The sequence below is a fragment of the Eleftheria terrae genome (assembly GCF_030419005.1).
GTDB lineage: Bacteria > Pseudomonadota > Gammaproteobacteria > Burkholderiales > Burkholderiaceae_C > Caldimonas > Caldimonas terrae.
The window spans coordinates 530,939-553,185 of sequence record NZ_CP106951.1 but is presented as its reverse complement, the minus strand read 5'-3'; the positions used below and the strand labels follow the sequence as shown (position 1 = coordinate 553,185).

General features: G+C 70.1%; 17 protein-coding genes. 7 read left to right on the top strand and 10 right to left on the bottom strand.

Going from position 1 to position 22,247, the window contains the following annotated elements; all coding sequences use genetic code 11:
- Positions 1-43: 43 nt before the first annotated feature.
- A complete protein-coding gene (nhaR, locus tag N7L95_RS02720) occupies positions 44-940 on the bottom strand; it encodes a transcriptional activator NhaR (protein WP_301258275.1) in 897 nt (298 codons plus the stop codon).
- A gap of 157 nt (positions 941-1,097) precedes the next feature.
- On the opposite strand from nhaR, the gene N7L95_RS02715 reads away from it, so the two are divergent.
- The 3 genes from N7L95_RS02715 to N7L95_RS02705 all read left to right on the top strand — a co-directional run bounded on the left by N7L95_RS02715 (position 1,098) and on the right by N7L95_RS02705 (position 4,229).
- On the top strand, positions 1,098-1,796 hold the full coding sequence (locus tag N7L95_RS02715; protein ID WP_301258274.1) for a Bax inhibitor-1/YccA family protein: 699 nt from the start codon (positions 1,098-1,100) through the stop codon (positions 1,794-1,796).
- Positions 1,797-2,050: 254 nt separating this feature from the next.
- Positions 2,051-3,814 carry a phosphoethanolamine transferase gene (locus tag N7L95_RS02710; protein ID WP_301258273.1) on the top strand — a complete coding sequence of 588 codons (1,764 nt, stop codon included), beginning with the start codon at positions 2,051-2,053 and terminating at the stop codon, positions 3,812-3,814.
- A 94-nt stretch (positions 3,815-3,908) separates the two neighbouring features.
- Positions 3,909-4,229, top strand: a complete 321-nt coding sequence (locus N7L95_RS02705) for a hypothetical protein (RefSeq protein WP_301258272.1) — start codon at positions 3,909-3,911, stop codon at positions 4,227-4,229.
- A gap of 34 nt (positions 4,230-4,263) precedes the next feature.
- Here the strand turns inward: N7L95_RS02705 and N7L95_RS02700 are convergent, their stop codons facing one another.
- From N7L95_RS02700 to N7L95_RS02675, 6 genes are all read right to left on the bottom strand, one after another.
- Positions 4,264-6,360, bottom strand: coding sequence for a DUF4832 domain-containing protein (locus N7L95_RS02700; protein WP_301258271.1), 2,097 nt, complete (start codon positions 6,358-6,360; stop codon positions 4,264-4,266).
- Between the two features lie 95 nt (positions 6,361-6,455).
- The gene (locus tag N7L95_RS02695) at positions 6,456-7,946 is read right to left on the bottom strand and encodes a histidine kinase dimerization/phospho-acceptor domain-containing protein (RefSeq protein WP_301258270.1); all 1,491 of its coding nucleotides are present in this window, start codon (positions 7,944-7,946) and stop codon (positions 6,456-6,458) included.
- Complete coding sequence (locus N7L95_RS02690; protein ID WP_301258269.1) at positions 7,943-8,611, bottom strand: response regulator transcription factor; 669 nt, start codon at positions 8,609-8,611, stop codon at positions 7,943-7,945. Before N7L95_RS02690 ends, N7L95_RS02695 begins: the two co-directional genes overlap by 4 nt.
- 581 nt (positions 8,612-9,192) lie before the next feature.
- Positions 9,193-11,004 carry an RICIN domain-containing protein gene (locus N7L95_RS02685; RefSeq protein WP_301258268.1) on the bottom strand — a complete coding sequence of 604 codons (1,812 nt, stop codon included), beginning with the start codon at positions 11,002-11,004 and terminating at the stop codon, positions 9,193-9,195.
- A gap of 33 nt (positions 11,005-11,037) precedes the next feature.
- Positions 11,038-12,408, bottom strand: a complete 1,371-nt coding sequence (locus tag N7L95_RS02680; protein WP_301258267.1) for a cellulase family glycosylhydrolase — start codon at positions 12,406-12,408, stop codon at positions 11,038-11,040.
- Between the two features lie 164 nt (positions 12,409-12,572).
- Positions 12,573-14,075, bottom strand: a complete 1,503-nt coding sequence (locus N7L95_RS02675) for a glycosyl hydrolase family 18 protein (RefSeq protein WP_301258266.1) — start codon at positions 14,073-14,075, stop codon at positions 12,573-12,575.
- 946 nt (positions 14,076-15,021) lie between these two features.
- On the opposite strand from N7L95_RS02675, the gene N7L95_RS02670 reads away from it, so the two are divergent.
- The 3 genes from N7L95_RS02670 to N7L95_RS02660 all read left to right on the top strand — a co-directional run bounded on the left by N7L95_RS02670 (position 15,022) and on the right by N7L95_RS02660 (position 19,268).
- Entirely contained in the window at positions 15,022-16,293 is a 1,272-nt protein-coding gene (locus N7L95_RS02670; RefSeq protein WP_301258265.1) for a putative DNA modification/repair radical SAM protein, read from the top strand.
- Positions 16,290-17,723: a UdgX family uracil-DNA binding protein gene (locus tag N7L95_RS02665; RefSeq protein ID WP_301258264.1), complete on the top strand. Its 1,434-nt coding sequence runs from the start codon at positions 16,290-16,292 to the stop codon at positions 17,721-17,723. Before N7L95_RS02670 ends, N7L95_RS02665 begins: the two co-directional genes overlap by 4 nt.
- Positions 17,724-18,041: 318 nt before the next feature.
- Positions 18,042-19,268 (top strand): lytic polysaccharide monooxygenase, encoded by a 1,227-nt coding sequence (locus N7L95_RS02660; protein ID WP_301258263.1) that lies wholly within the window; start codon positions 18,042-18,044, stop codon positions 19,266-19,268.
- A 102-nt stretch (positions 19,269-19,370) separates the two neighbouring features.
- Here N7L95_RS02660 and N7L95_RS02655 read toward each other — a convergent pair whose 3' ends face one another.
- Complete coding sequence (locus N7L95_RS02655; protein WP_301258262.1) at positions 19,371-19,973, bottom strand: NUDIX hydrolase; 603 nt, start codon at positions 19,971-19,973, stop codon at positions 19,371-19,373.
- Between the two features lie 104 nt (positions 19,974-20,077).
- Between N7L95_RS02655 and N7L95_RS02650 the strand changes: the two genes are divergently transcribed.
- Positions 20,078-20,836, top strand: a complete 759-nt coding sequence (locus tag N7L95_RS02650) for a DeoR/GlpR family DNA-binding transcription regulator (RefSeq protein WP_301258261.1) — start codon at positions 20,078-20,080, stop codon at positions 20,834-20,836.
- 36 nt (positions 20,837-20,872) lie between these two features.
- On the opposite strand, the gene N7L95_RS02645 is transcribed toward N7L95_RS02650, so the two are convergent.
- Both N7L95_RS02645 and N7L95_RS02640 read right to left on the bottom strand, forming a co-directional pair.
- Positions 20,873-21,355: a response regulator gene (locus tag N7L95_RS02645; RefSeq protein ID WP_301258260.1), complete on the bottom strand. Its 483-nt coding sequence runs from the start codon at positions 21,353-21,355 to the stop codon at positions 20,873-20,875.
- 219 nt (positions 21,356-21,574) lie between these two features.
- Positions 21,575-21,904 (bottom strand): hypothetical protein, encoded by a 330-nt coding sequence (locus N7L95_RS02640; protein WP_301258259.1) that lies wholly within the window; start codon positions 21,902-21,904, stop codon positions 21,575-21,577.
- Between the last annotated feature and the right edge of the window lie 343 nt (positions 21,905-22,247).

Below are 22,247 nucleotides of genomic sequence, written 5' to 3'. Positions count from 1 at the left end.
TAGTTTCGATTGTTAACGGTATCACTTCCGCCGTGAAACATCGCTAGGCTATGAAGAGCCGGTCACGCGCGGCATGCGTCACGGCGACCACGCAGGGGTGGCTGATGCGCCGCTCGACGGAGATGGCGTAGAACGCCTCCACCAGCTCGCTGCTGCGGCCCAGCACTTCCACGCCGTACTGCTCGCAGGTTTCGGTCTCCAGCACGGTGGGCGCCATGAACACCCCCCGGCCCTCGCGGCCGAAGGCCTTGAGCAGCGCCGCATCGTCGAACTCGCCCACCGGCCGGGGCCGCAGGCCCTGCTGCGCCAGCCAGAACTCCAGCCGCTGGCGCATCGCCGAGGCACTGCCCTGCATCAGCAGCGGCGCCCCCTGCAGGCAGCGCGGAAACTCGCCCTGCAACGAGGGCCGGAGTGTCGGGGCGACGAAAAAGCTCATGGCCGTGCTGCCGAGCTCGTGGCTGAAGGCCTTGACGCTGAACTGCCGGTTCATCGGCTCGTCTGCCAGTACCAGGTCCAGGCGGTGCACCGACATCTGGGCCACCAGGTCGGGCAGCTTGCCTTCATGGCAGCTCAGTCGCACCTGCGGGCCGATGTCCAGCGCCGGCTCGATGAGCCGGTAGGCAATGGCCTTGGGCACCGAGTCGGCGATGCCGACCCGGAAGTCCAGCGTGCGCTCCCCGCTGCGACTTCGGCCAATCGCCGCTTCCAGCTCGCCGCTGAGCGCGAAGATCTGGTCGGCATACGCCAGCGCGACGCGTCCTTCCTCCGTCAGTTCAAGGTGACGGCCGCTCTTGCGGAACAGCGCGCAGCCCAGGCGCTCCTCCAGCAGCTTGATCTGCGCCGACAGCGTTTGCGGCGTGGTGTGCAGCTGCTCGCTGGCTCGCATCACCCCGCCGGCCTTGGCGGCGGCCCAGAAATAGTGAAGATGTTTGAAATTCATCCGGCTTCGGCGCACCAGACGGCCGCCGATACTGCGTATTTATCGAAGTGAATTGTTTGAAAAATCGAATGTACACGAAGTATTTTGAGGCGTAGATTGTGCAGCTCAGACCCTGGCGCCGTGGCGCCGGGGCCCGTCATCACCTCGAAGGACCGTCATGAACCAGAGTTACTACACCATGAAGTCCGGGTACGTCGACTCCGGCGTGTCCGTGCAGCAGCGCAACCGGGTGCTGCGCAACACCTACTGGCTGCTCGCGCTGTCCATGGTCCCCACCGTGCTGGGCGCCTGGGTCGGCATCAGCACCGGCATCACCCGGGCGCTGTCGCCGATGATGAGCGTGCTGGTGTTCCTCGTCGGAGCCTATGGCCTGATGTTCGCGGTCGAGAAGACCAAGCACAGCTCGGCCGGCGTGCCAGTGCTGCTGGGCTTCACCTTCTTCATGGGCCTGATGCTGTCGCGCCTGCTGGGGGCGGTGCTGGGCCTGGGCAACGGTGCCGAGCTGATCATGATGGCCTTCGCCGGCACGGCTGCCAGCTTCCTCGGCATGGCGGCGCTGTCGTCGGTCATCAAGCGTGACCTGTCGAGCATGGGCAAGTGGCTGTTCATCGGCGCCATCATGTTGCTGGTGGCGGGCATCGCCAACTTGTTCCTGCAATCCAGCGCGCTGATGATCACGCTGTCGGTGCTCGCCGTGGGCATCTTCTCGGCTTTCATCCTGTACGACCTGAAGCGCGTGCAGGACGGCCTGGAAACCAACTACATCAGCGCGACGCTGGGCGTCTACCTGAGCCTGTACAACGTGTTCCAGTCGCTGCTGTCGCTGTTCGGCATCGTGGGCGGCAGCGACGACTGACGCCGCAGCGGTGGGGCCGCCGGCCCCGCCAGTGCCTCCCAGCAAAGGCCCCTCGAGGGCCTTTTTTCTTGGGCCCTCGCCTCGCGCCATCCCTGGCGACCGGCCGGCGGGGCCGCCATGACGGCCTGCCTGCCCGCCCTGCGAGCGCGCCGCAGCGCTTAAGCAGCGCTTAAGTCGCGGCCCTCCATCATCGCTGCCGCGCCACCCTGTGGAACGCCGCCCCGGACGTTCAGGGCCCAGGCGCCGCCTGCGACATGCCATCCACCCCGACTGTTCTGCGATCCCCCGCGCGCTGGCCTGCCTTGGCGCTGCGCCTGCCCGGCACGGTGTCGACCGAAGCCCTGGCCTTCGCCGCCAGCCTGTACTTCACCTTGTTCTGCAACCGCGCCTTCTGGCATGGCGCGCTCGATGGACGCAGCCTGGCGTCGCTCGGCACCTGGGCTTTCGCGGTGGCGGTGGCGGCCGCCATCACCTTGCTGCAGTTCGCCGTCCTGTGCGCGGTGCTCACGCGGCACGGCTGCAAGCCGGTGCTGGCCCTGCTGCTGGTCGCCACGGCCTGCGCGAACCATTTCACGGCCCGCTACGGCGTCGTGCTCGATCCCGGCATGCTGCGCAACGTGTTGCGCACCGACTGGAAGGAAGCGCGTGAGCTGCTGTCCGCCGCCGGACTGGCAGACGTGCTGCTGCAGACGGCCCTGCCGCTGTGGCTGCTGAGCCAGGTCCGGCTGGCCCGGCATGGCCTGCGCCAGGCGGCGCTGCGCCGGCTGGTGGCGCTGCTGGCGGCGCTGCTCGGCTGCACCGTCGCGCTGATGTGCGTGTTCCAGGACGTCGCGGCGCTGATGCGCAACCACAAGGCGCTGCGCTACCAGATCACGCCGGGCAACTACGTCTATTCGCTGGGCCGGGCGGTGTGGCAGTCGCACCGCGCCGCGGCCGGGTCACGCCAGCCCATCGGCACCGATGCCCGCCTGGGGGCCACCGCGCTGCAGCGCTCGCGGCCCGCCTTGCTGGTGCTGGTGGTCGGCGAGACGGTGCGCGGGGCCAACTGGGGGCTCAACGGCTACCGCCGCAACACCACGCCCGAGCTGGCCGGCCTCGATGTCGTGAACTTCCCGCAAGTGAGCGCCTGTGGCACCAACACCGAGGTCTCGCTGCCCTGCATGTTCTCGCCGTGGGGCCGGCATGCCTACGACGAGGAGCGCATCCTCGGCCATGAATCGTTGCTGCACCTGCTGCATCGGGCCGGACTGCAGGTGCACTGGCGCGACAACCAGTCCGGCTGCAAGGGCGTCTGTGACGGCCTGCCCATCGAGCGGCTGGACCGGGCCACGCTGGACGGGCTCTGCCACGACGGCCTGTGCCTTGACGAAGTGCTGCTGCATGGCCTCGGCGAGCTGGTGCGTGACGCCCGCGGCAATCTGGTGCTGGTGCTGCACCAGCTGGGCAACCATGGCCCCGCCTATTTCAAGCGCTATCCGCCCGCCTTTCGCCACTACACGCCGACCTGCGACACCGCCGACCTGCGCGAATGCAGCCAGGAGCAGATCGTCAACAGCTATGACAACGCGGTGCGCTACACCGACCACGTGGTGGCCGAAGCCATCCGCTTCCTGCAGGCGCAGTCGGCACGCTACGACACGGCGCTGATCTACCTGTCCGACCATGGCGAGTCGCTCGGCGAGAACCAGCTCTACCTGCATGGCCTGCCCTACCTGTTGGCGCCTGCCGAGCAGACCCGGGTGCCGATGGTGTTCTGGCTGTCCCCCGGCTGGCGCGACAGCACCGGGCTGGACCTGGCTTGCCTGCGGGCGCGAGCGGCACGGCCGGCCAGCCACGACCATCTCTTCCACACCGTGCTGGGCCTGCTGAATGTCGAGACGCGCGACTATGACGCCGGCTGGGACCTGACGGCCGGCTGCCGCAGCAGCGGGGCCGCCACGGCGCCGGCCACGCCGGCGAGCGTGGCGCCAGTCAACGGGCCGGCCGCTGCCCTGCAGGCCCGCCCGCCGCATGCATGAACGCCGGGCAGGCGCCGGGCGCTGCCGGAAAAGCCGTTGCAAAGGCCACCCTTATCCACCGACCGTGCAGCCGGCGGGCAGGCCATGATGTGGCATGCAACGTGTCATCTACCTGCAAGCAGCTGCGCCCGCGAAGCCGGCGGAGGGCCAGGCCTGCAACGGCTGCGGCGTCTGCTGCGCCGACGAGCCCTGCCCGCTGGGACAACTGCTGGGCACCCACCGCCGCGGCGGCTGCCGGGCCCTGGCCTGGAACGAAGCACAAGGCCGCTACCGCTGCGGCGCCATCACCGAGCCCGCCACCCACCTGCCAAAAGCGTTGCGCTGGGCCGCGCCGGCCCTGTCACTTGTCGCGCGGCGCCTGGTGGCGGCCGGCAAGGGCTGCGATTCGAGCGTGATGGCGCAGCGGCCGGGCTGAAGCCGGCCGCCGCCGGCTCAGCGGCTTTCGGGGCTCACTGCACCCGCAGCGTCGTGCCGAAGCGGAAGGCACCGAGCTTGGCATCCCAGCCCTGGCCGGTGGCCGCTTGGTCGGCATTGGCCGGCCGGATCGCAAAGCGCGCATCGGTGCGCAAGCGCTCCGAGCCGTCCGGCAGGCCGAGGTAGAGGTCGTAGTCACCGGCGGGTGCGCTCGCCGGCACGGCCAGGCGCAGTTCATGGGTGAAGGAGGTCCCCGGGACCCAGCGGCGCGGGTCCACGCCCTCGGCCGCCAGCGGCAGCACCTGGCCGCTGGTGCGATGGCGCAGCACCAGCGTCACGCCGCGCGGCTTGTACGGCCGCGCCCAGCCGACGTTGCGCACGCTGAACTGCACCAGCAGTGGCTGGCCGCGGGTGACGGTGCCGGCGTGGGCGGCCGACAGCAGTTCGAGCCGGTAGCCCATCAGGCGCTGCACGTCGTCATAGCAGCCCTGCTGCTTCCACTTGTCGTGGAAGCCTTCCCGGTAGTAGTCATCGTTCAGGAAGCTCAGCGAGAACTGGCGGCCTTCGGTCAGCACGTCCTGGCAGCTGTTGCGCATGACGGGGGCATCGTCATCGGCCGGGTCGCAGGTCTCGCCACCGAAGGGCGCGATCTTGCCCAATGCGGCCATGTGCTCGCGCTGCTGCTTGCGCACGGCCGCGTCCTCGCTGTAGGTACCGACGTCGGTCGGGCTGGCCAGGAAGCAGTCGTTGTGGAAGCCGCTGCGTGCAGCGGCCGAGCCATTGAGCGCGATCGATTCGCTCGGCAGCGACGGCGACCAGGCCATCAGGTGCGGCGGGTAGCGGAACTGCACGAAATGCTCCGGTGGCAGCGCGTCCATCAGCGCGTCGCGCACCCGGGTTCGGCTGCCGGCCTCGGTCAGGTTGTTCGACGAGGTGTGCCACTCGCCCCAGGCGCCGATGAAGCCGGCCTGCAGGAAGGCGATGACGTCGGCGTTCTCGCGCAGCACCGGCTTGAGCTGGGCAATATGGGCCAGCACCTGGTTCAGCGGCGCGTCCTTCGCATTCTTGTAGCCGGTTTCGTTCTCGGGGTAGTTATAGACGAAGCGCGGAACCAGCTTGATGCCCGCACGCCGCGCAGTATCGAAGCCGGTACGCAGCCGCGCCAGCAGCGCCTCCGGCAAGGGGCCGCCCCGGTAGTTGTCGAGCCGCACCATGCCGTACATCAGCCGGTAGCCGTGGGCATAGGCGTCGGCCGCGTCATCGGCGCTGAGCGTGTCGAGCTCGGTCCAGCTCCAGCGGAAGAAGCCGCGCTCGGGGTTGGCGATCTCGGCATCGGTGGCGCTGAACTGCACCTTCACCTCGGGCGCCGGGCCGGGCGCGGGAGTGGGGGTGGGGGCCGGCGTGGGCGTCGGGGTGGGCGCAGGAGTCGGAGTCGGAGTCGGAGTCGGGGTCGGGGTCGGGGTCGGGGTTGGCGTTGGGGCACCGGCCGTCTGGGCCAGCTCGAACAGCTGGCTCAGCCGCTTCTTGCTGCCGTCGCAGTTGGCCTGCTGCACGGTGGCGCCGCCGCTGGCCTGCACCACCTCCAGGCACAGGCCGCTGTGCACCGACACCAGCTGGTGGTTGCCATTGCCGGCGTCACGCTTGCTGAACTGCTGGTTCGGCAGCCCATGGCAGGTCCACAGGATGGCTGGCGCGCCAGCGGCCTTGCTGCCCTTGGAAATGTCCACGCACAGGCCGCTGGCCGCATGCTGCAAGGCCACCACCGCGCTGCCGGCCTCGGGCACCGGCAGCAGGTGGAAGCCCTGGGCCGGTCCGGTCTTGCAGCTGCGCCGGCCCAGGCTGCCCTGCGCAGCGCCTGCGGCCACCACCGCCTCGACGCATTCGCCGTCCTTCTGCTCCTGAAGCCGGTAGACCGGGCCGGGTGCGGCGGTGGCCAGGGCCGCGGCATTGCGGGCCAGGGCCCGCACATTGCCATGGCTGGCCTCGCTGTCCTGTGCGCTGGCGCTGGCCTGCCCACCGCCCCCGCCGCCGCAGGCGGACAGGGCGGCCGCGGCGGCCAGGGTCAGTGCGCCGAGGGCCAGGGGCTGCCGGGGCAGGCGGGAATGGGATGGGGTGCGTCGTGGCTGGTGCATGTGGGTCTTCTTCGAGGGTCTCCGATGAACCGCAAGTGTCGGCAGTGGAAGGTGATGCCAGGCTGACGTGCCATGCCGCCCGGCGTAACGGTGCGTTATGGAGGTAAAGCAAGGTCGCCGCTCGGCTCGCCAGGCGAGGCCTGCGCTGCCGTGCCAAAGCGCAGGCGGGCCTCGAAGCTGCCATCGCTGCGCTGCACCTGCAGTCGGGCGCCCATCGCCCGCGCGTACTGCCGCACCATGGTCAGGCCATGGCCCAGGCGCTCGGCCGAAGGGCCGCCGGTGTCCTGCGGCCGCTCGTCGACGGCGTTGCGCACCAGGATCTCGGGCCGCGGCCCGGCCTGCCAGGCCACCACCGCCTGCGACCCGGCGCGCCCGTGCGCGACCACATTGCCCACCAGGTTGTCGAGCAAGGCCCGCAGGAGCACCGCGTCGGTGCAAACGACGGCCTCCGGCTCGCCCTGCACGCGCCAGCGCAGGCCGCGGCTGCGGCTGGCTTCGGCAGCGCTGTCGATGGCAGCGCAGACGAGCTCGCCCAGTGGCACCGGCTCGGGCGGCAGCGGCGCCTGACGGGCCTGGCGCGCCAGGCGGAACAGGGCATCGACCAGGCGGCTCATGCGCCGGGCGACCTCTTTCATGTCATGCAGCGCCTGGGCCTGGCGCGGGGCGTCGTCCGGGCGCAGCAGCGCCACATCGGCCATGGCATAGAGCTCGGCCAGCGGGGTGCGCAATTCATGGGCCGCATCGACCAGGAACTGCCGCTCCCGCTGGCGCGCCCCCGCGATGCGCGCCAGCAGGTGGTTGAGCCGCTCGACCACCGGGCGCACCTCGCGCGTGGCCACCGCCTCGAAGGGCTCCAGGTGGTCCGCATCGCGGCGCGCCACCTCGCGGCGCAGCTCGTGCAGCGGCTGCAAGGCCCGCGGCACCACGATCGCCAGCACGCCGGCCGCCAGCAGCGGCAACAGCAAGGCGCCGCAGGCACAGGCCAGCGCCAGCGGGCGCAGGGACTCGTCCAGCTCCTCCCGCAGGCGCCCCACCAGCAGGTGCACCTCGCGGCTGCGAATGCTGAGCCCGGTGCGGTCCAGCATCTCCTGGTCCATGCCCCAGTGCGCCGAGGTGTGCTGCCAGATCAGGCTGACCGTGCGGCCATCCGGCAGGCGGGCTTCCAGCCGCCGCGGCGAGGCCGACGGCCGGCCCGGATGCGGGAAGCGGTGGCGCAGCGCCTGCAGCGACGGCGATTCATCCAGCAACTCGCCGTCCTCGGCATCCCAGACCTGGAAGAAGCGGGTGCCGCCGGCCAGGTAGGGTGTCAATGACTCAGGCTGGACATTCACATAAAGGTCGTCGTCCGGCAGCACCTGGGTGATGTTGGCAATGGTGCGCAGGTCGTCGGCCAGCGCACGCTCGAATGCATCCACCCGTTCGGCCCGGCCAATCAGGAACAGCACGCCAAAGGTCAGCAGGGAGGACAGCAGCAGCGCGCCGACGATGCCGCGGCGCAAGCGACCGACGATGCTGTCGCTCGCCCCCGCCGCGGCGATCGATGGCGCCACCACCGGGGGCCGTGGCGGCTGCGGCCGGGGCGTCATCGCTCCAGCCGGTAGCCCTCGCCCCGCACCGTCACGATGCGCGACGGTTCGCCCGGGCGGTCGATGGCACGGCGCAGCTGCGACACCGCCGCCTCGATCGAGTTGCTGCGCAGCTCGGTGTCCTCGGTGTAGAGCTTGGCCTCGATCGTTTCGCGGGCCACCACCTGGCCCAGGTGCAGGGCCAGCAGCTCGAGCAGCACCCGCTCGCGCCGCCGCAGCGGCAGCAGTTCACCGTCGCGGCGCACCTCGTGCCGCAGCAGGTCGATCTCGATGTCGTGCAGCTGCAGCCGCGGCAGTGCCGGAGCCGCCACGCGGCGCGCCACCGCCTGCACCCGGGCGGCCAGCTCACGCAGGTCGAAGGGCTTGGGCAGGTAGTCGTCGGCGCCGGCCTCGAAACCCTTGAGTCGGTCTTCGACGGCCGACAGGGCCGACAACATCAGCACCGGCGTCGGCACGCCTTCGCTGCGCAGCCGGCGCAGCAGCTCGATGCCGTCGAAGCCCGGCAGCATCACGTCCAGCACCACCACGTCGGGGCTGGTGTGCCGCGCCGCCCACAGGCCGCTCGGCCCATCGTGCGCATGCTCGACCACAAAGCCCAGCTCGCGCAGGCCACGCACCAGCGTGGTCCGCAAGCCGGGGGTGTCTTCCACCAGCAGCAACTTCACCTGTCCCCTCCTCGCTTGGCCCTGCCCGCCATTGCGCACGCGCCGGCTGAATGGAAGCTGACGTCCGTGCCGGCCGGCGTGGCCGGGGCGACGCAACGCTCCGCTGCGCAGCCTGTGGCCAGGCCATCCCCGCCCGAGGCACCCCGGGCGGCGGCGCAGTGTAGCAAGGCCTCCGGGCGGCCCGGCACCGGGGCCCCCCGAGGCAGGGGGAGGGAAACCCGCGCATCGGCCCTCCGCAGTCGAGCGGTCGGCCGACACGCTGACGGGTGAGGTAGGCGGTGCAGGGGGCGGCCGCCGAGCGCCCGGCCACGCCGGCGAGGTCGGCCGCAAGAGCAAGGCGCGAGCAGGCGCGGGCTGCGGCAGGGTCGGCGCACGGCCGGGCGCGCGGCAAGACGCTCCCGCCTCGCCCAGGCCATGGTGCAGCGCCAAGGAAGGCACCGGGCGGCGGCGCGCCCCGGGGCGAGAGCATGCGCCGAGCGGGCCACGGGCGGCTCGCGACCCGGCGCCGCACCGAGCGCCGCACCGCCAAGGTCACCCGCGGCGGGCGGCCCGAGCCCTCCCCGGCACCGCCCCTAGCGCGCTCAGCTCCCCGCCTTCTGGTAGACCCGCACGAAGTCCACCTCCATCTTCTGCGGGAAGGTGGTGGCGCCGTTCGGCGCCCCGGGCCAGTTGCCCCCCACCGCCACATTGAGGATGAGGTGGAAGCGCCGGTCGAACGGCGCCGGGTAGGCACCGCCGCTGGACCACCATTCCGTCTGGGTCGCGTAGTGCACGCCGTCCACATACCAGCGGATCTGCCGCGGCTCCCACTCCACCGCGTAGGTGTGGAAGCCGCCCGAGACGCTGCCGGGTGGGGTGTAGCCCACCGTCTTGTGCTGGTTGCCCGGCCAGGGCGCGCCATAGTGGATGGAGCCGTAGATGGTGTTGCCACCGGCGGCATCGGTATTGACGGCTTCCATGATGTCGATCTCGCCGCTGGCGGCCCAGCCACCGTAGACCCAGTCGGTCGGCAGCATCCAGATCGCCGGCCACAGGCCCTGGCCGCGCGGCAGCCGGGCCCGCACTTCCATGCGGCCGAACAGCCAATCGCCCTTGCCCAGCGTGCGCAGCCGCGCCGAGGTGTAGTCGCGGCAGCCGTCGGTGCTGCAGTAGCGCTCCTTCAGGGCCTGCAGCGTCAGCACGCCGTTGCCGACATAGGCGTTCTGCGGCCGGTCGGTGTAGTACTGCAGCTCGTTGTTGCCGCCGCCTCCGCCATTGACTTCGAAGCCCCACTTGGCCCCGTCGAGCGCATTGCCGTCAAACTCATCGCGCCACACCAGTTGCCAGCCGGGCGTTGGCGGCGGCGTGCCGGTGGCGGGCTCCAGCGCCCATTGCTGGTTCGCGGTGCCGGCGCAGTCCCATTGCTGGATCAGGCCGCCGGACGCGGTGCTCCAGTCCTTCACGTCCAGGCATTTGTTGCTGTGGCGGGCCTGGATGGCCCAGGCCCCGGAGCCGGACGGGCTGAGCACGAAGCGCTGGTTGGCCCCATCGGTGGCCTGCCACTGGTGCAGCAACGCGCCGTTGGCGGTGGACACCCCGGCGATGTCCAGCGAGCGGCCGCTGTTCAGGTTGACGAAGCGCCAGCTGCCGTCGCCGTTGTCACGCACCTCGAAGCGCTGGGCAGCGCCATCGTCGCAACCGGCCTGGATGGCGCGCCCGCCGTCGGCCGTGCTGGCACCTTCGATCGCCAGGCACAGCCCCGAATGCACCGACTTCACCCGGTAGCGCCCCGGCACCGGTGCGCCGGGCGCGGCGGTGGCGGCCGGCGACAGGCGAAACAGCTGAGCGCCGCTGCCGTTGCAGTGCGCCTGCTGGATGTTGGCCCCGTCATCCAGCGAGCCGGCTGCCACGTCGACGCACAAGCCACTGCCGACATTGACGAGCACCTGCTGGCCGGCGTCGCGCGGCTCGATGCGAAAGCGCTGGGCAGCGCTGCCGTTGTCGCTCCACTGCTGGATGTTGGCACCGTCGGCGGTGGAGCCGTTGGCCACGTCGACCGCCTTGCCGCTGCCGGCATTCAGCAGCTTGTATTCGCCGGGCGCCACTTCGGCCAGGTCGAAGGACTGGGCCGCGCTGCCATTGCAGTTGGCCTGCTGGATGTTGACGCCGTCGGCGGAGCCGGCGCCCGCCACGTCCATGCACTTGCCGCTGCGGGCGTTGGCCAGTACATAGCGGCCAGGCGCCAGCGTGCCAGCCGCCTGGGCGGCGGCCCGGGCAGCGGTGTCCGCCGCTGCGGCCCGCTCGCCGTTGTTGCCGCTGTCGCCGCCGCCACAGGCGGTCAGCGCCGCACCGGCCACCAGTGCCAGCGTGAGGCCGGCGCGCTGCCGGCCAGCCGGGTTGAAGGGGATGTTCATGGTGCTGTTCTCCTCGATGCCTCTGTGCCGGCGTCAATGCGGCTGGCGGATGCGCTCGCGCACCCAGCGGCCGGCGGGCTTGAGCTGGCTGCTGCTCCAGTTGTTGCTTGCGCAGCTGCCCTCTTTCCATACGGCCCCGGAGCGGAAGTCGTCCGAGTAATTCCAGTTGACCCAGCTGATCTTGCGTTCTGCCAGCAGGTCGAGGTAGGCCTGCGCGCTGGCGAAGTCGTTCTCGCCATCGCCGCTGGCGCTCTGGGTGCCGAACTCGGTCACGAAGATCGGCAGGTGACGCGCCGCGTAGGTCAGCTCGTCGCGGTACTCCTGGCCATGCGATGCGGCGTAGAAGTGGAAGGTGTAGAGCACGTTGCCGGCCTGCACCGGCGCATCGATGATTTCCTGCGCACCGCCGCCGTCCGAGACACCCAGCGAGGACCAGCCGGGCGTGCCGACGATCACCGGCGCCTCCGGGTCGATGTTGCGGATGGTCGGGATCAGGCTGTGCGCATAACTGCGGATGCGGCTCCACGGCGTCTCGCTCGGCTCATTGGCGATCTCGTACAGCAGGTTGGGCTGGCGACCATATTTCTGTGCGATGCGGGTGAAGAAGGTGCGCGCCCGGTCCAGGTTGTAGTTGGGGTCGCCCGGGTCCAGCATGTGCCAGTCGACGATGGCATAGAGGCCCCGCCGGGTCGCCTCGTCGATGATGCGCTCCACCTGGCGGGTGTAGCCCTCGGGGTCGGTCTCGTAGCCGCCTTCCTGGACGTACATCGAGATGCGTACCACGTCGGCCCGCCAGTCGCGTGCCAGCGCGTCGAGCGACGCACCCGTGACGCACTTGCCCCAGCCATACCACTGCAGCCCGTGGGTGCTCATGCCGCGCAGCTGCACCGGCTGGTTCGCGCTGTTGCACAGCTGCGTGCCGCACACCCGGAGCTGGCCGTTGCGCGAGACGGGGGTGCCTTCGGGAGCGGGGGTGGGAGCCGGGGTAGGAGCCGGGGTCGGCGCGGGCGTCGGCGACGGAGTGGGCGCCGGAGTGGGTGACGGGGTCGGCGCCGGCCCCTGCCCGCTGGCGCGCCACAGCGACGGCGTGTCCGCCGGGTTCCAGCCGGTGCCGGGCCAGGCGGTGTGGGCCACCAGCGCCTCGTACAGCTGCCCCTGGTAGCTGACGATCGCTCCTTGCTCGTAAGCCACGCCCTCGGCCCATTCAGGCGCGGGCGCAGGCGCTGCCGTGGGACCGTTGCCGGCATAGCGCTGGCGCGCCTCTGCCGCATGCGCTTGCGGGCTGGCGGCCTGGCCGCTCTCGGCGCCGCTGCCTCTGCTGCCGCCGCCGCAGGCGGCCAGCCAGCTGCTGGCCAGCACCAGCGCCAGGGTAAGACGGGGATGGCTGAAGAAGGTCGACGTCATGCTCACTCCTGGTCCGTTCATGGGGACTGCGAAGTTGCAGGGCACCACGGCGCCCTGCACTTCACGCAAGAAGAAGGGAAAGGCCGAGGACACCCCCTGGGGTGGGTGACGACCCCGGCCACGAGGCCAGGGCCGTCCCACCAGCCCGAGGGGGCCAGTTCAACTCAGCGCCACTCGGGCTGCTGCAGCGCCGGGTCCTTGGACAGGCCGAACAGCGACTGCAGCTTCAGGCCGATGGAGCCCGGGCTCGCCACTGCGGCGCCGCCGCAGCTGCCGTTGGCGCTCTTCAGGATGGACCACAGCATCGCGCCGTCCCGCGGGTTGCGGTTGGGATGGCTCGCGAGCACCGCGCTGGTGTAGCGCTCCACCGAGTACGGCTGGTTGATGGCCACACCGTACTGGTTCTTGAGGTTGCGCGAACCCTCGCACTGCGCATCGCCGTTGTTGACCACCAGGATGCCGCCGGCCCAGCCCTCGGGCGGCGTCTCCAGGCCGACCGAGACGATGGTCTTCGATGGCCAGAGCTTGCGGTACTCGTTGTACGCCGTCACGCCGTCGTAGTTCTCGTAGCGGGCGTCGTAGGTCATGATGTTGACCAGGTCCAGGCTCTTGGCCGCGTCCGGGTACTGCATCATCAGCTGGCGCTCGCGGCCGGCACTGCCGCCCCAGAAGGACACCTTGCCGGCGCAGTCCGGATGGGCGCTGGTGGCGGCGGTGCAGTCGGCGCCGGTCGACCAGGTGGCCGCCGCCAGCACGCGGCCGCCGCCGGCCTTGTCCACCGCGGCGCGCATGGCCTTGATGGCATTGGCGTAGCGCTGCACGTTGGCATCCACCTCGTAGTCCACGTCCAGGCCGTCGAAGCCCAGGTCGACCATGAAGCGCGCCAGCGCGTCGATCACCGGGCCGCTGCCGCGCTGGCCGTCGGCTGCCAGCGCATCCCAGTTGTGGTAGGTCGCCCCGCCCACCGCCAGCAGCACCTTGATGTTGCGCTGGTGCAGCACATTGATGGCTGCCTTGATGTCCTTCGGCGTGGCCGTGAAGTTCAGGCCGGTGCCCGACCAGCTGTTGGCCGCCAGGCCCGCCCACGAGAAGTTGGGATCGCCGAACGACGCCATCACGTGGGTGTAGGTGCCCGGGATGCGGGCGAACTTGCTGGCCTTGAACACTTCATTGGCGCTCTTGCCGCTCGCGTCGAACCAGGCGTCGCTCCAGCTCGGGTAGTAGCCGACGTAGACGCGCTTGTTCTGCGTCGCCTTGACCGCCTCGGGCAGCGTCAGCTGGTCACCGGGAGCGGGGGTCGGGGTCGGTGCCGGCGTGGGTGTGGGCGTCGGCGAAGGGGTCGGCGTGGGCGTCGGGGCCGGGGTCGGCGTGGGGGTCGGCGCCGGTGCGCCGGAGGCCGGCTGCCACAGCGACGGGGTGTCGGCCGGATTCCAGTTGGTGCCTGCCCAGGCGGTATGGGTCACCAGCGCGACATAGGTGCGGCCGTTGTAGCTCACCTGCTGGCCGGCCGTGTAGGTACCGCCTTCCTTCCAGGCCGGAGCGGCGGCGGCCTGCGCCAGCTGCATGCCGTCCAGGGACCTATCGGCGGCTTGTGGTCCCTGGGCCTGCACCTGCGCCCACATGCTGGCGAGGGAGACGGTGATGGCAGTCATCCGAAGAGCGTTCATGCACTTTCCTTAGTGTCGTTGTCTGTCGAAAAACGGGGCCGGACAGCCCCACGATCGAGCCGGGGCGCAGGGAGCGCCTACCGGCCCATGGTCACGACGGGCCTCGGGGTTTCGGCCTGCTCCTGCAGGCTGCCGGGGCCACGCATGTCGTCGTGGCAGAAGCCGCAGGCCGGCCCCTGGAGGCTGTGGTCGTGCCAGACCCTGGCGCGACGGTGGGCTGGCGGCGGAGGTCGCGGGTCGTGAGCCAGCCTGCCCTGCTTGGCATTGAAGGAGGCGCTGAGCACCTGCCCGGTGCGGTCTCCACCGCACCGGCATGCCGCCGCGCCGGGGCCAACCCGACGCGGACGTTCCGTTGTCCGCCGTTAAGCCGATGATGCGGTCCGTCCCAATTGGTATTCAGACTGGACTGGCACCAGGCGCGGGCCGCGGACCCTGCCGCCCCCTGGCTTCGGCACCAGTGCGCGGCCCAGCTGCCCGGCGCCCTGCCGAAGGGCCGATGCACGACCGCCAGGCGCCACCGCCCGCTCCCGCTCATCTGTGCTCCTTCTTTGTTGAATTTTTCATAAAGTGCCGCGGATTCTGGTTCACAGCTGAGATATCGGGGAAGGCTCTTGCAACAAATCTGCAGAAGCTGGAACCAAGTGCGACATCACTCTTGAACGCGATCCGCCCAAAATTTAGGCAAGCAGCAAATCGAGGTCTGGTATTTGGGTGGTATTGACACCAGGGCAGAAAGCTGAACGAATATTCAGCTGCCATTTGCGAGCAGTTGCACTTGCGGCAGACCGACAGATCAGCGGCCGCAGCCGTCCGCTGAACGGCCAGGGGTGTTACGACTGCGTCAAATACTGTATATTCATACAGTCATGCCAAGCACAGTCCCGGGCCGCATGAGCCGGCCCGCTGCCGAGCAGGCAATTCGAGGCCCCGTCTCTGGAGTATTCGGATGGAGCTGAAACAAAAACTGGCGGTTCTCGCGGATGCCGCGAAATACGACGCCTCCTGCGCCTCCAGCGGCGCAGCCCCCCGCAATTCACTCGGTAGCCAGGGCGTTGGCTCCACCGAAGGGATGGGCATCTGCCACAGTTACGCACCGGACGGCCGCTGCATCTCGCTGCTGAAGGTCCTGCTGACCAACTTCTGCCTCTACGACTGCCTCTACTGCGTCAACCGCGTCAGCAGCAACGTGCCACGGGCGCGTTTCTCGGTGGACGAGGTGGTGCAGCTCACCCTCGACTTCTACCGACGCAACTACATCGAAGGGCTGTTCCTCAGCTCGGGCATCATCCGCAGCGCCGACTACACGATGGAGCAAGTGACCGAGGTCGCCCGCGTGCTGCGCGAGGAGCATGACTTCCGCGGCTACATCCATCTCAAGACCATTCCCGATGCCAGCCCGGAACTGCTCGCGCGCGCCGGCCGCTATGCCGATCGGCTCAGCATCAACCTGGAACTGCCCACCGTCGAAGGGCTGCAGGCCCTGGCACCCGAGAAGGACGCGAGCGGCATCCGCCGCTCGATGGCGCGGCTGCGCCTCCTGATCGACGGCGCACGCGACGAGTCGCGACCGACCGCGCCGCGTGCCGCCGCCGGCTTGCCACCCAAGCCCAGCGCAGCGCCGCCGTTCGCACGCAGCCAGAGCACCCAGATCATCGTCGGCGCCGACCCGGCCGACGACCGCACCATCCTGCAGACCAGCGGTGCCATGTACGCCTCCTATGGTCTGCGCCGGGTCTACTACTCGGCCTTCAGCCCCATACCGGACGCCGCACGCACGCTGCCCTTGCAGGCGCCGCCCCTGGAGCGCGAGCACCGGCTGTACCAGGCCGACTGGCTGATGCGCTTCTACGGCTTCGAGGCCGACGAGATCGCCGGCGCCCCCGGCGGCATGCTGGACCTGGATGTCGACCCCAAGCTGGCATGGGCGCTGCGCCACCGCGAACGCTTCCCGGTGGACGTGAACCGCGCACCGCGCGAGCTGCTGCTGCGGGTGCCGGGCCTGGGGGTCAAGGCGGTCGAGCGCATCCTTGCCTCGCGGCGCAGCCGGCGCCTGCGCACCGACGACCTGGCCCGGATGCGAGTGCCGGCCGCCAAGGTGCTGCCCTTTGTGGTGCTGGCCGACCACCGCCCCGGCCGGGCGCTGGAGGCCAGCTCCCTCGCTGCACGGCTGCGGCCTCCGCCGCGCCAGGCCAGCCTGTTCGACACCGCCCCGCCATGAGCTGGCACGACGCCACATTGGCGCATGCCGCCGACGTGCAGGGCTGGCGTGACACCGCCCGCGGCCTGCTGGCCCGGCGGGTGCCGCCCGAGGCGGTGGCATGGCGCGTGGCAGGCGACGCAGGTGCCGGCGCGCCGGCCGGGCTGTTCGACGCGCCGCAGCCGGCGGCGCAGCCGCCCATCCCGCCGGCCAGCCCGGCGCACCAGGTGCCGGCGGCCTTCATCACACTGGCCGAGCACGCCCTGCTGCACAGCGAACCGCAGCGCTTCGCCCTGCTCTACCGGCTGTTGTGGCGCCTGGTGCAGGAGCCGGCGCTGCGGCACGACAGCCTCGATCCCGACCGCGTGGCCGCCGAGGCGCTGGCCCGCCAGGTACGGCGCGACATGCACAAGATGAAGGCCTTTGTGCGCTTCACCGAGCGGCCCACCGCCCATGGCCCGCGTTTTGTCGCCTGGTTCGAGCCGGAGCACCACATCGTCGATGCCGTCGCGCCGTTTTTCATGCGCCGGTTCACCGGCATGCACTGGTCCATCGTCACCCCCCGGCGCAGCGTGCGCTGGGATGGGCGGGCACTGGCCTTCGGCCCCGGCGCGCGCCGCGATGAGGTCGTGGCAGAAGACGCTCAGGAGGCGCTGTGGCTGACCTACTACGAGCACATCTTCAACCCCGCCCGGCTCAAGCTCGACGCCATGCAAAGCGAAATGCCGCGCAAGTACTGGCACAACCTGCCTGAAGCCCGCCTGATCGCTCCCCTGGCGGCCCAGGCCCGGCAACGCACCGACACCATGCTGAGCCAGCCGGCCAGCGTGCCGCAACGCCGCCGCCCTGCGCTGCCCGCGCTGGTGGACGGCCGCTCGGCTCGGGATGCGGCGGCTGGCTGCCTCGACTGCCCGCATGCCCGCCACGCCACGCAGACGGTGTGGGGCGAAGGCCCGGCAACGGCATCGGTGATGCTGGTGGGCGAGCAGCCCGGCGACCAGGAAGACCTGGCCGGCCGGCCCTTCGTCGGCCCGGCCGGCCAACTGCTCGACCGCGCGCTGGCCGACGCCGGGCTGGACCGCGGCACGCTCTACCTCACCAACGCAGTCAAGCATTTCCGCTTCGAGCTGCGTGGCAAGCGCCGCCTGCACAAGTCGCCGGGCCAGCGGGAACTGCAGGCCTGCAGCCGGTGGCTGGAGCAGGAAGTGGCGGAGGTCGGTGCGCGCCGCCTGGTCGCGCTGGGTGCCAGCGCGGCGCAGTCCCTGCTAAGCGAGCGGGTTGCCGTCAGCGAATACCGCGGCCGCTGGCTGGAGCGGCCGGATGGCCGACAGGTCCTTGTCACCTGGCACCCGGCAGCACTGCTGCGCTTGCCGCCCGAGGCGCAAGCGCCGGCTTATCGGCAGTGGGTCGACGACCTGGCCCAAATAGCGCGCGTCAGCCAGGCGCACTGAATTGCGCGATGACGCCCTGAATCATTCACTGGTTCTTATATTGGTTGTCATCAGCGACAGTCAGATCGCTGCTGCACTGACTCATTCTCACGCGCCCGGGGCCGCGCGCCGGTGAACCGGGGCGATGGGGGCGATGGGGGCGGAAGGGAAGCCGACCCTGTCACTCCCGGCTACGTTGTTTACCGCTTAGGCAAGTGTGAAGTGGCAGGCGTCCCTAATCTCGCGCCTGCTTCGCTGGAAGAGCATCGCACCGACGGCCCTGCCGTCCGGTGCAGCCCTTCACATGTTCTCTCTTCATTTGCCTTCGAAAGGAACACCATGAGCCGGATCAGGATGCCCGTCTCGCCGGTGGCACATGCCGTCGCGACGATGCTCACGCTGGCCTTTGCCGCCCACGAGGCGCAGGCGCACGGCGCACCGGAATACCCGGTGAGCCGCCAGTACTCCTGCTACAAGGACCGCAACCAGGAAGCCTGCCGCGCCGCGGTGGCGGCTGGCGGGGAGCAGGCCCTCTACGACTGGAATGGCGTGCGCCAGGGCGACGCCAACGGCAACCATCAAGCGGTGGTACCGGACGGCACGCTGTGCGCCGGCGGGGCCGAGCTCTTCAAGGGCTTCAACCTGGCGCGCAAGGACTGGCGGGCCACCTCGTGGGCACCGGGTGCCGACGGCCGCTACGAGTTCCGCTACCACGCCACCGCTCCGCACAGCACCCGCTATTTCCGCTTCTACCTGACGCGCCAGGGCTGGGACCCGGCCGCCCATCCGTTGCGCTGGAGCGACCTGGACCTGGCCCACGAAGTGCCCGGTTCGCAGGTGACCCTCACCGCCGACAAGCGGTATGTGATGCGGCTGCCGCTGCCCGCGCGTACCGGCCGGCACCTGCTCTATATGGTCTGGCAGCGCGCTGACAGCCCTGAAGCGTTCTACGCCTGCTCGGATGTCTCCTTCGGCGGTGACACCGGCGTGCCCCCACCGACGCCGCTGCAGCAGCTCGGCGAGGTGTCGGCGCGGCGCGACCTGCCGGTCAACGCCGTGGTCAAGCTGCGCGTGTTCGGCCGCGACGGCAGCGACCTGGAGACGCACAGCCTGACCATCACCTCCGGCCTGACCTCGGCTGCCAAATGGCTGGCCCAGCTGGCGCGCAGCACCAACGGCCGCTCGGCCCACGTGCGCGTCGGCGAGCTGCAGAACGGCTCGGTGGTGGTGCCGGAGGCGAGCACGCTGCAGGTCTACGCGCTGAATGCCGACAGCGGCGTGCGCTTCCAGCTCGACACGACCTTGCCGACCAATCCGCCTCCCCCGCCGCCGCCCCCGCCGCCGGCACCGCCGCCCCCGGCCCCCACGCCGGGGCCCACGCCAGCTCCCACGCCGGCACCCAACCCCGGCGGCAGCGCCTGGAAGGAAGGCGCCAGCTACACCGCCGGGCAGGTGGTGACGCACAACGGCAAGTCCTGGCGCTGCCTGCAGGCGCACACCGCCTGGGTGGGCGCAGGCTGGGCCCCCGGTGCGCCGGGAACGGCCGGCCTCTGGCAAGCCAAGTGATGCACCCTGCCGGATGGCAGGAGGCGGCTGCCGCCCGCTGAAACCGTACGGTGGCTGCCGCCCGCCGCGGCCTGCGCCCTTGCCGGCCAGGCCGCGGCCTTTCTACGCGCCGGCTGCTGCCGGGCGGCCGGCCAGATGCAGCGCGGCATACTGCAGCAGCATGATGGTCTTGCCATCGACGATGTCTCCGGTCTCCACCATGCGCAGTGCCTCGGCCAAGGGCAGCTCGAGGACCTCGATGTCTTCCCCCTCCGACTCCACCCCGCCCCCCTCGCCCACCCGCGAGGCGCAGCTGTACGGCGCGATGAAGAAGTGCAGCTTCTCGGTCACCGACCCGGGGCTCATGTACGCCTCGAAGACCTTGCGGGCAGAGCCGACCCGATAGCCGGTCTCCTCCTCGGCTTCGGCACGGATGCGTTCCTCCGCCGAGGCCTGGTCAAGCAGCCCGGCGGCCGCTTCGATCATCAAGCCGTCATGCCCGTTCACGAAAGCCGGGAAGCGGAACTGGCGGGTCAGCACCACCGTCTGCCGCTGCGCATCGTGCAGCAGGATCACCGCGCCATTGCCGCGGTCATACGTCTCGCGGCTCATGGACTGCCAGCGCCCATCGCGCCGGCGCCACTGAAAGCGGGTTTTCTTCAGCACATACCAGTCGTCTGACAGCAGGGTCACTTCCTCGATCCGGACCCGGTCGGCAACGCTCATGCAGTTCTCCCTTCGATGAGATGAGGGCGCGAGCCTAAAGTCCGGCACGGGCAGCGTCAAGAAGAATCGTGCGGATTCGTGCAACATCGTGCATACTGGCCGGCATGCTGACCGAACAACGCAAACAACACATCCTGGCCATCCTCAAGCGCGACGGCCAGGTGGTGGCCAAGGCCCTGGGGCAGGAACTGGGGCTCTCCGAGGACACCATCCGCCGCGACCTGCGCGAGCTGGCGCGCGCCGGGCTGCTACAGCGGGTGCATGGCGGCGCGCTGCCAGCCTCGCCGGCGGTGGCCCCGCTGGCCCGGCGGCAGGTGTTGCAGGTGGAGGAGAAGCAGGCCCTCGGGCAGGCAGCGGCACAGCTGATCCAGCCTGGCCAGGTGGTGTTCGTCGACGGCGGCACGACCACGCTGCAGATGGTGCGGCACCTGCCGGCGCAGCTGCGCGCCACCATCGTCACGCACAGCCCGGTGATTGCCGCGGCCTTGGGAGACCATCCGGAGGTGGAGGTGGTGTCGATCGGCGGCCGCCTGTTCAAGCACTCCATGGTGAATGTCGGCGCCGCAGCGGCCGAAGCCATCTCGCGCATCCGGGCCGATCTGTACCTGATGGGCGTCACCGGCGTTCATGTCGAGGCCGGCTTGAGCACCGGCGACCTGGAAGAGGCCTACATCAAGCGTGCCTTGCTCGGCCAGGCGGCCGAGACGGTGGCCCTCGCCTCGAGTGACAAGCTGGGGGTCGCCTCGGCCTACGCCATTGCACCCGTCACCGCGCTCAGCGCCCTGCTGGTGACGGCCTCGGCGCCCGAAACGGTGCTGGAGCCCCTGCGTGTCGCCGGGCTGGCAGTGCACACCGCCGCCTGAGCGACACGGGGCCGCACGGGCCGCCGTGCCGGCAGCTCAGTGCGTCAGCAAGGGCGAGCTGCCCGAATGCGGCAACTCGCCGTCACCGCTTTCGGACGCGGTGCTCGGATGACGAGCGACTGAATCGAGCAGCTGCTGCAAGGTCGCCATGTCAACCGGCTTGGCCAGGTGATGATGGAACCCCGCGCGCAGCGCCTCCCGACGATCGGTCTCGGAGCAGAAAGCCGTCATCGCGATCAGCAAGGGCGGGCGATCGCCGCGGCGCCCGAGCTCGCGGGCCACCTCGTAGCCGCTGAGCTGCGGCAGGCCGATGTCGAGCAACATCACGGTGGGCCGCAGCTCACTGGCCGCCTCCAGACCTTCGCGGCCGTCATAGGCGACGCGGACCACATAACCCCCCATGCTGAGCAGCAGGGCCAGGCTTTCAGCCGAGTCGCGATTGTCATCGACCACCAGCACGCTCACAGGCGTGTCGGAGGTCACTTCACGGAAGGGATGGTCGGACGAGGAGTGATTCATGGCGGCTGCGGATGAGGCCAATTCTCGCAAGTTCCATGCCCAAGCGAGCGACCGCTACCGCTGCCAAGGCGACCGCCTGGCGCCATGCATCGTCCTGGCGACCCTCGCCATACGGGTTGCACCGGGGTAAGGCTTACGCGAAATTCTTGTAGAAGTTGCGGCCGCTGTGGACCGCCCCGTGGCGGCCCAGCCGGGCCGGCAGGCACCGCCGCGCGGGCTTCAATGCAGCTTGCGCCGCAGCTCCGCAATCTCGCGTCTTGCCTCGTCGATGGTGTTGTCGATCGCAGGGTTGACGGCCTCGCTCTGCTCGCAGGCCTGGCGGGCCTGGTCGGCCAGGCCTTCCAGGGCATCCAGGTGGTCGCCGATCGTGAAGCGGTCCTGCTCCAGCATCTCTTCATAGCGGGCCGCGTCCGTCTCCTCGTCCAGCTGCCTCACGCAATCCTTCACTTCTTGAGGAACCGAGGGATCGAAGTCGCAGACGTCGGCAGCGCGGTCGATGAGGGCCTCGATACGTCCAAGCGACAGGCGGACATCGTTTTCCGGATTCATGGTCGGTCTCCTTGATCTGGGCAGGCGGCAACGCCTGAGCCCCGGGCCGCAAGGCGCGTTCCCGCCGCCCTCCCTGCAAAGCCGCATTTCTTGCTGGCGCTGCAACCCTTCCACATGGGCGCCGAGTGCCGCCTGACACATCTCAGCCGGCGTTTGCAGCCAAACACCGCAGAAAGGCTGGGCACGCCGCTTGCCGTTGCTTCGGCAGGTTGCGATCGGTGTAGCGATGCAAACGAAGGTTTCGGAAACGACAACGTCGCCGTGCGGCAGCGCGCATGCCCGCCGAGCGACAGGCCCCATGGGTGAGGTGACAGCCCGGTGAGGTGGCGAGTTCGTCCGGACT

What these genes read in the sequence shown, in the direction of transcription:
- N7L95_RS02655 (WP_301258262.1), bottom strand. Translation starts at nt 19,973, where the DNA reads ATGAGCGTTGCCGACCGGGTCCGGATCGAGGAAGTGACCCTGCTGTCA.
- N7L95_RS02680 (WP_301258267.1), bottom strand. Translation starts at nt 12,408, where the DNA reads ATGACGTCGACCTTCTTCAGCCATCCCCGTCTTACCCTGGCGCTGGTG.
- nhaR (WP_301258275.1), bottom strand. Translation starts at nt 940, where the DNA reads ATGAATTTCAAACATCTTCACTATTTCTGGGCCGCCGCCAAGGCCGGC.
- N7L95_RS02670 (WP_301258265.1), top strand. Translation starts at nt 15,022, where the DNA reads ATGGAGCTGAAACAAAAACTGGCGGTTCTCGCGGATGCCGCGAAATAC.
- N7L95_RS02665 (WP_301258264.1), top strand. Translation starts at nt 16,290, where the DNA reads ATGAGCTGGCACGACGCCACATTGGCGCATGCCGCCGACGTGCAGGGC.
- N7L95_RS02675 (WP_301258266.1), bottom strand. Translation starts at nt 14,075, where the DNA reads ATGAACGCTCTTCGGATGACTGCCATCACCGTCTCCCTCGCCAGCATG.
- N7L95_RS02715 (WP_301258274.1), top strand. Translation starts at nt 1,098, where the DNA reads ATGAACCAGAGTTACTACACCATGAAGTCCGGGTACGTCGACTCCGGC.
- N7L95_RS02695 (WP_301258270.1), bottom strand. Translation starts at nt 7,946, where the DNA reads ATGACGCCCCGGCCGCAGCCGCCACGGCCCCCGGTGGTGGCGCCATCG.
- N7L95_RS02710 (WP_301258273.1), top strand. Translation starts at nt 2,051, where the DNA reads ATGCCATCCACCCCGACTGTTCTGCGATCCCCCGCGCGCTGGCCTGCC.
- N7L95_RS02650 (WP_301258261.1), top strand. Translation starts at nt 20,078, where the DNA reads ATGCTGACCGAACAACGCAAACAACACATCCTGGCCATCCTCAAGCGC.
- N7L95_RS02640 (WP_301258259.1), bottom strand. Translation starts at nt 21,904, where the DNA reads ATGAATCCGGAAAACGATGTCCGCCTGTCGCTTGGACGTATCGAGGCC.
- N7L95_RS02705 (WP_301258272.1), top strand. Translation starts at nt 3,909, where the DNA reads ATGCAACGTGTCATCTACCTGCAAGCAGCTGCGCCCGCGAAGCCGGCG.
- N7L95_RS02645 (WP_301258260.1), bottom strand. Translation starts at nt 21,355, where the DNA reads ATGAATCACTCCTCGTCCGACCATCCCTTCCGTGAAGTGACCTCCGAC.
- N7L95_RS02700 (WP_301258271.1), bottom strand. Translation starts at nt 6,360, where the DNA reads ATGCACCAGCCACGACGCACCCCATCCCATTCCCGCCTGCCCCGGCAG.
- N7L95_RS02685 (WP_301258268.1), bottom strand. Translation starts at nt 11,004, where the DNA reads ATGAACATCCCCTTCAACCCGGCTGGCCGGCAGCGCGCCGGCCTCACG.
- N7L95_RS02660 (WP_301258263.1), top strand. Translation starts at nt 18,042, where the DNA reads ATGAGCCGGATCAGGATGCCCGTCTCGCCGGTGGCACATGCCGTCGCG.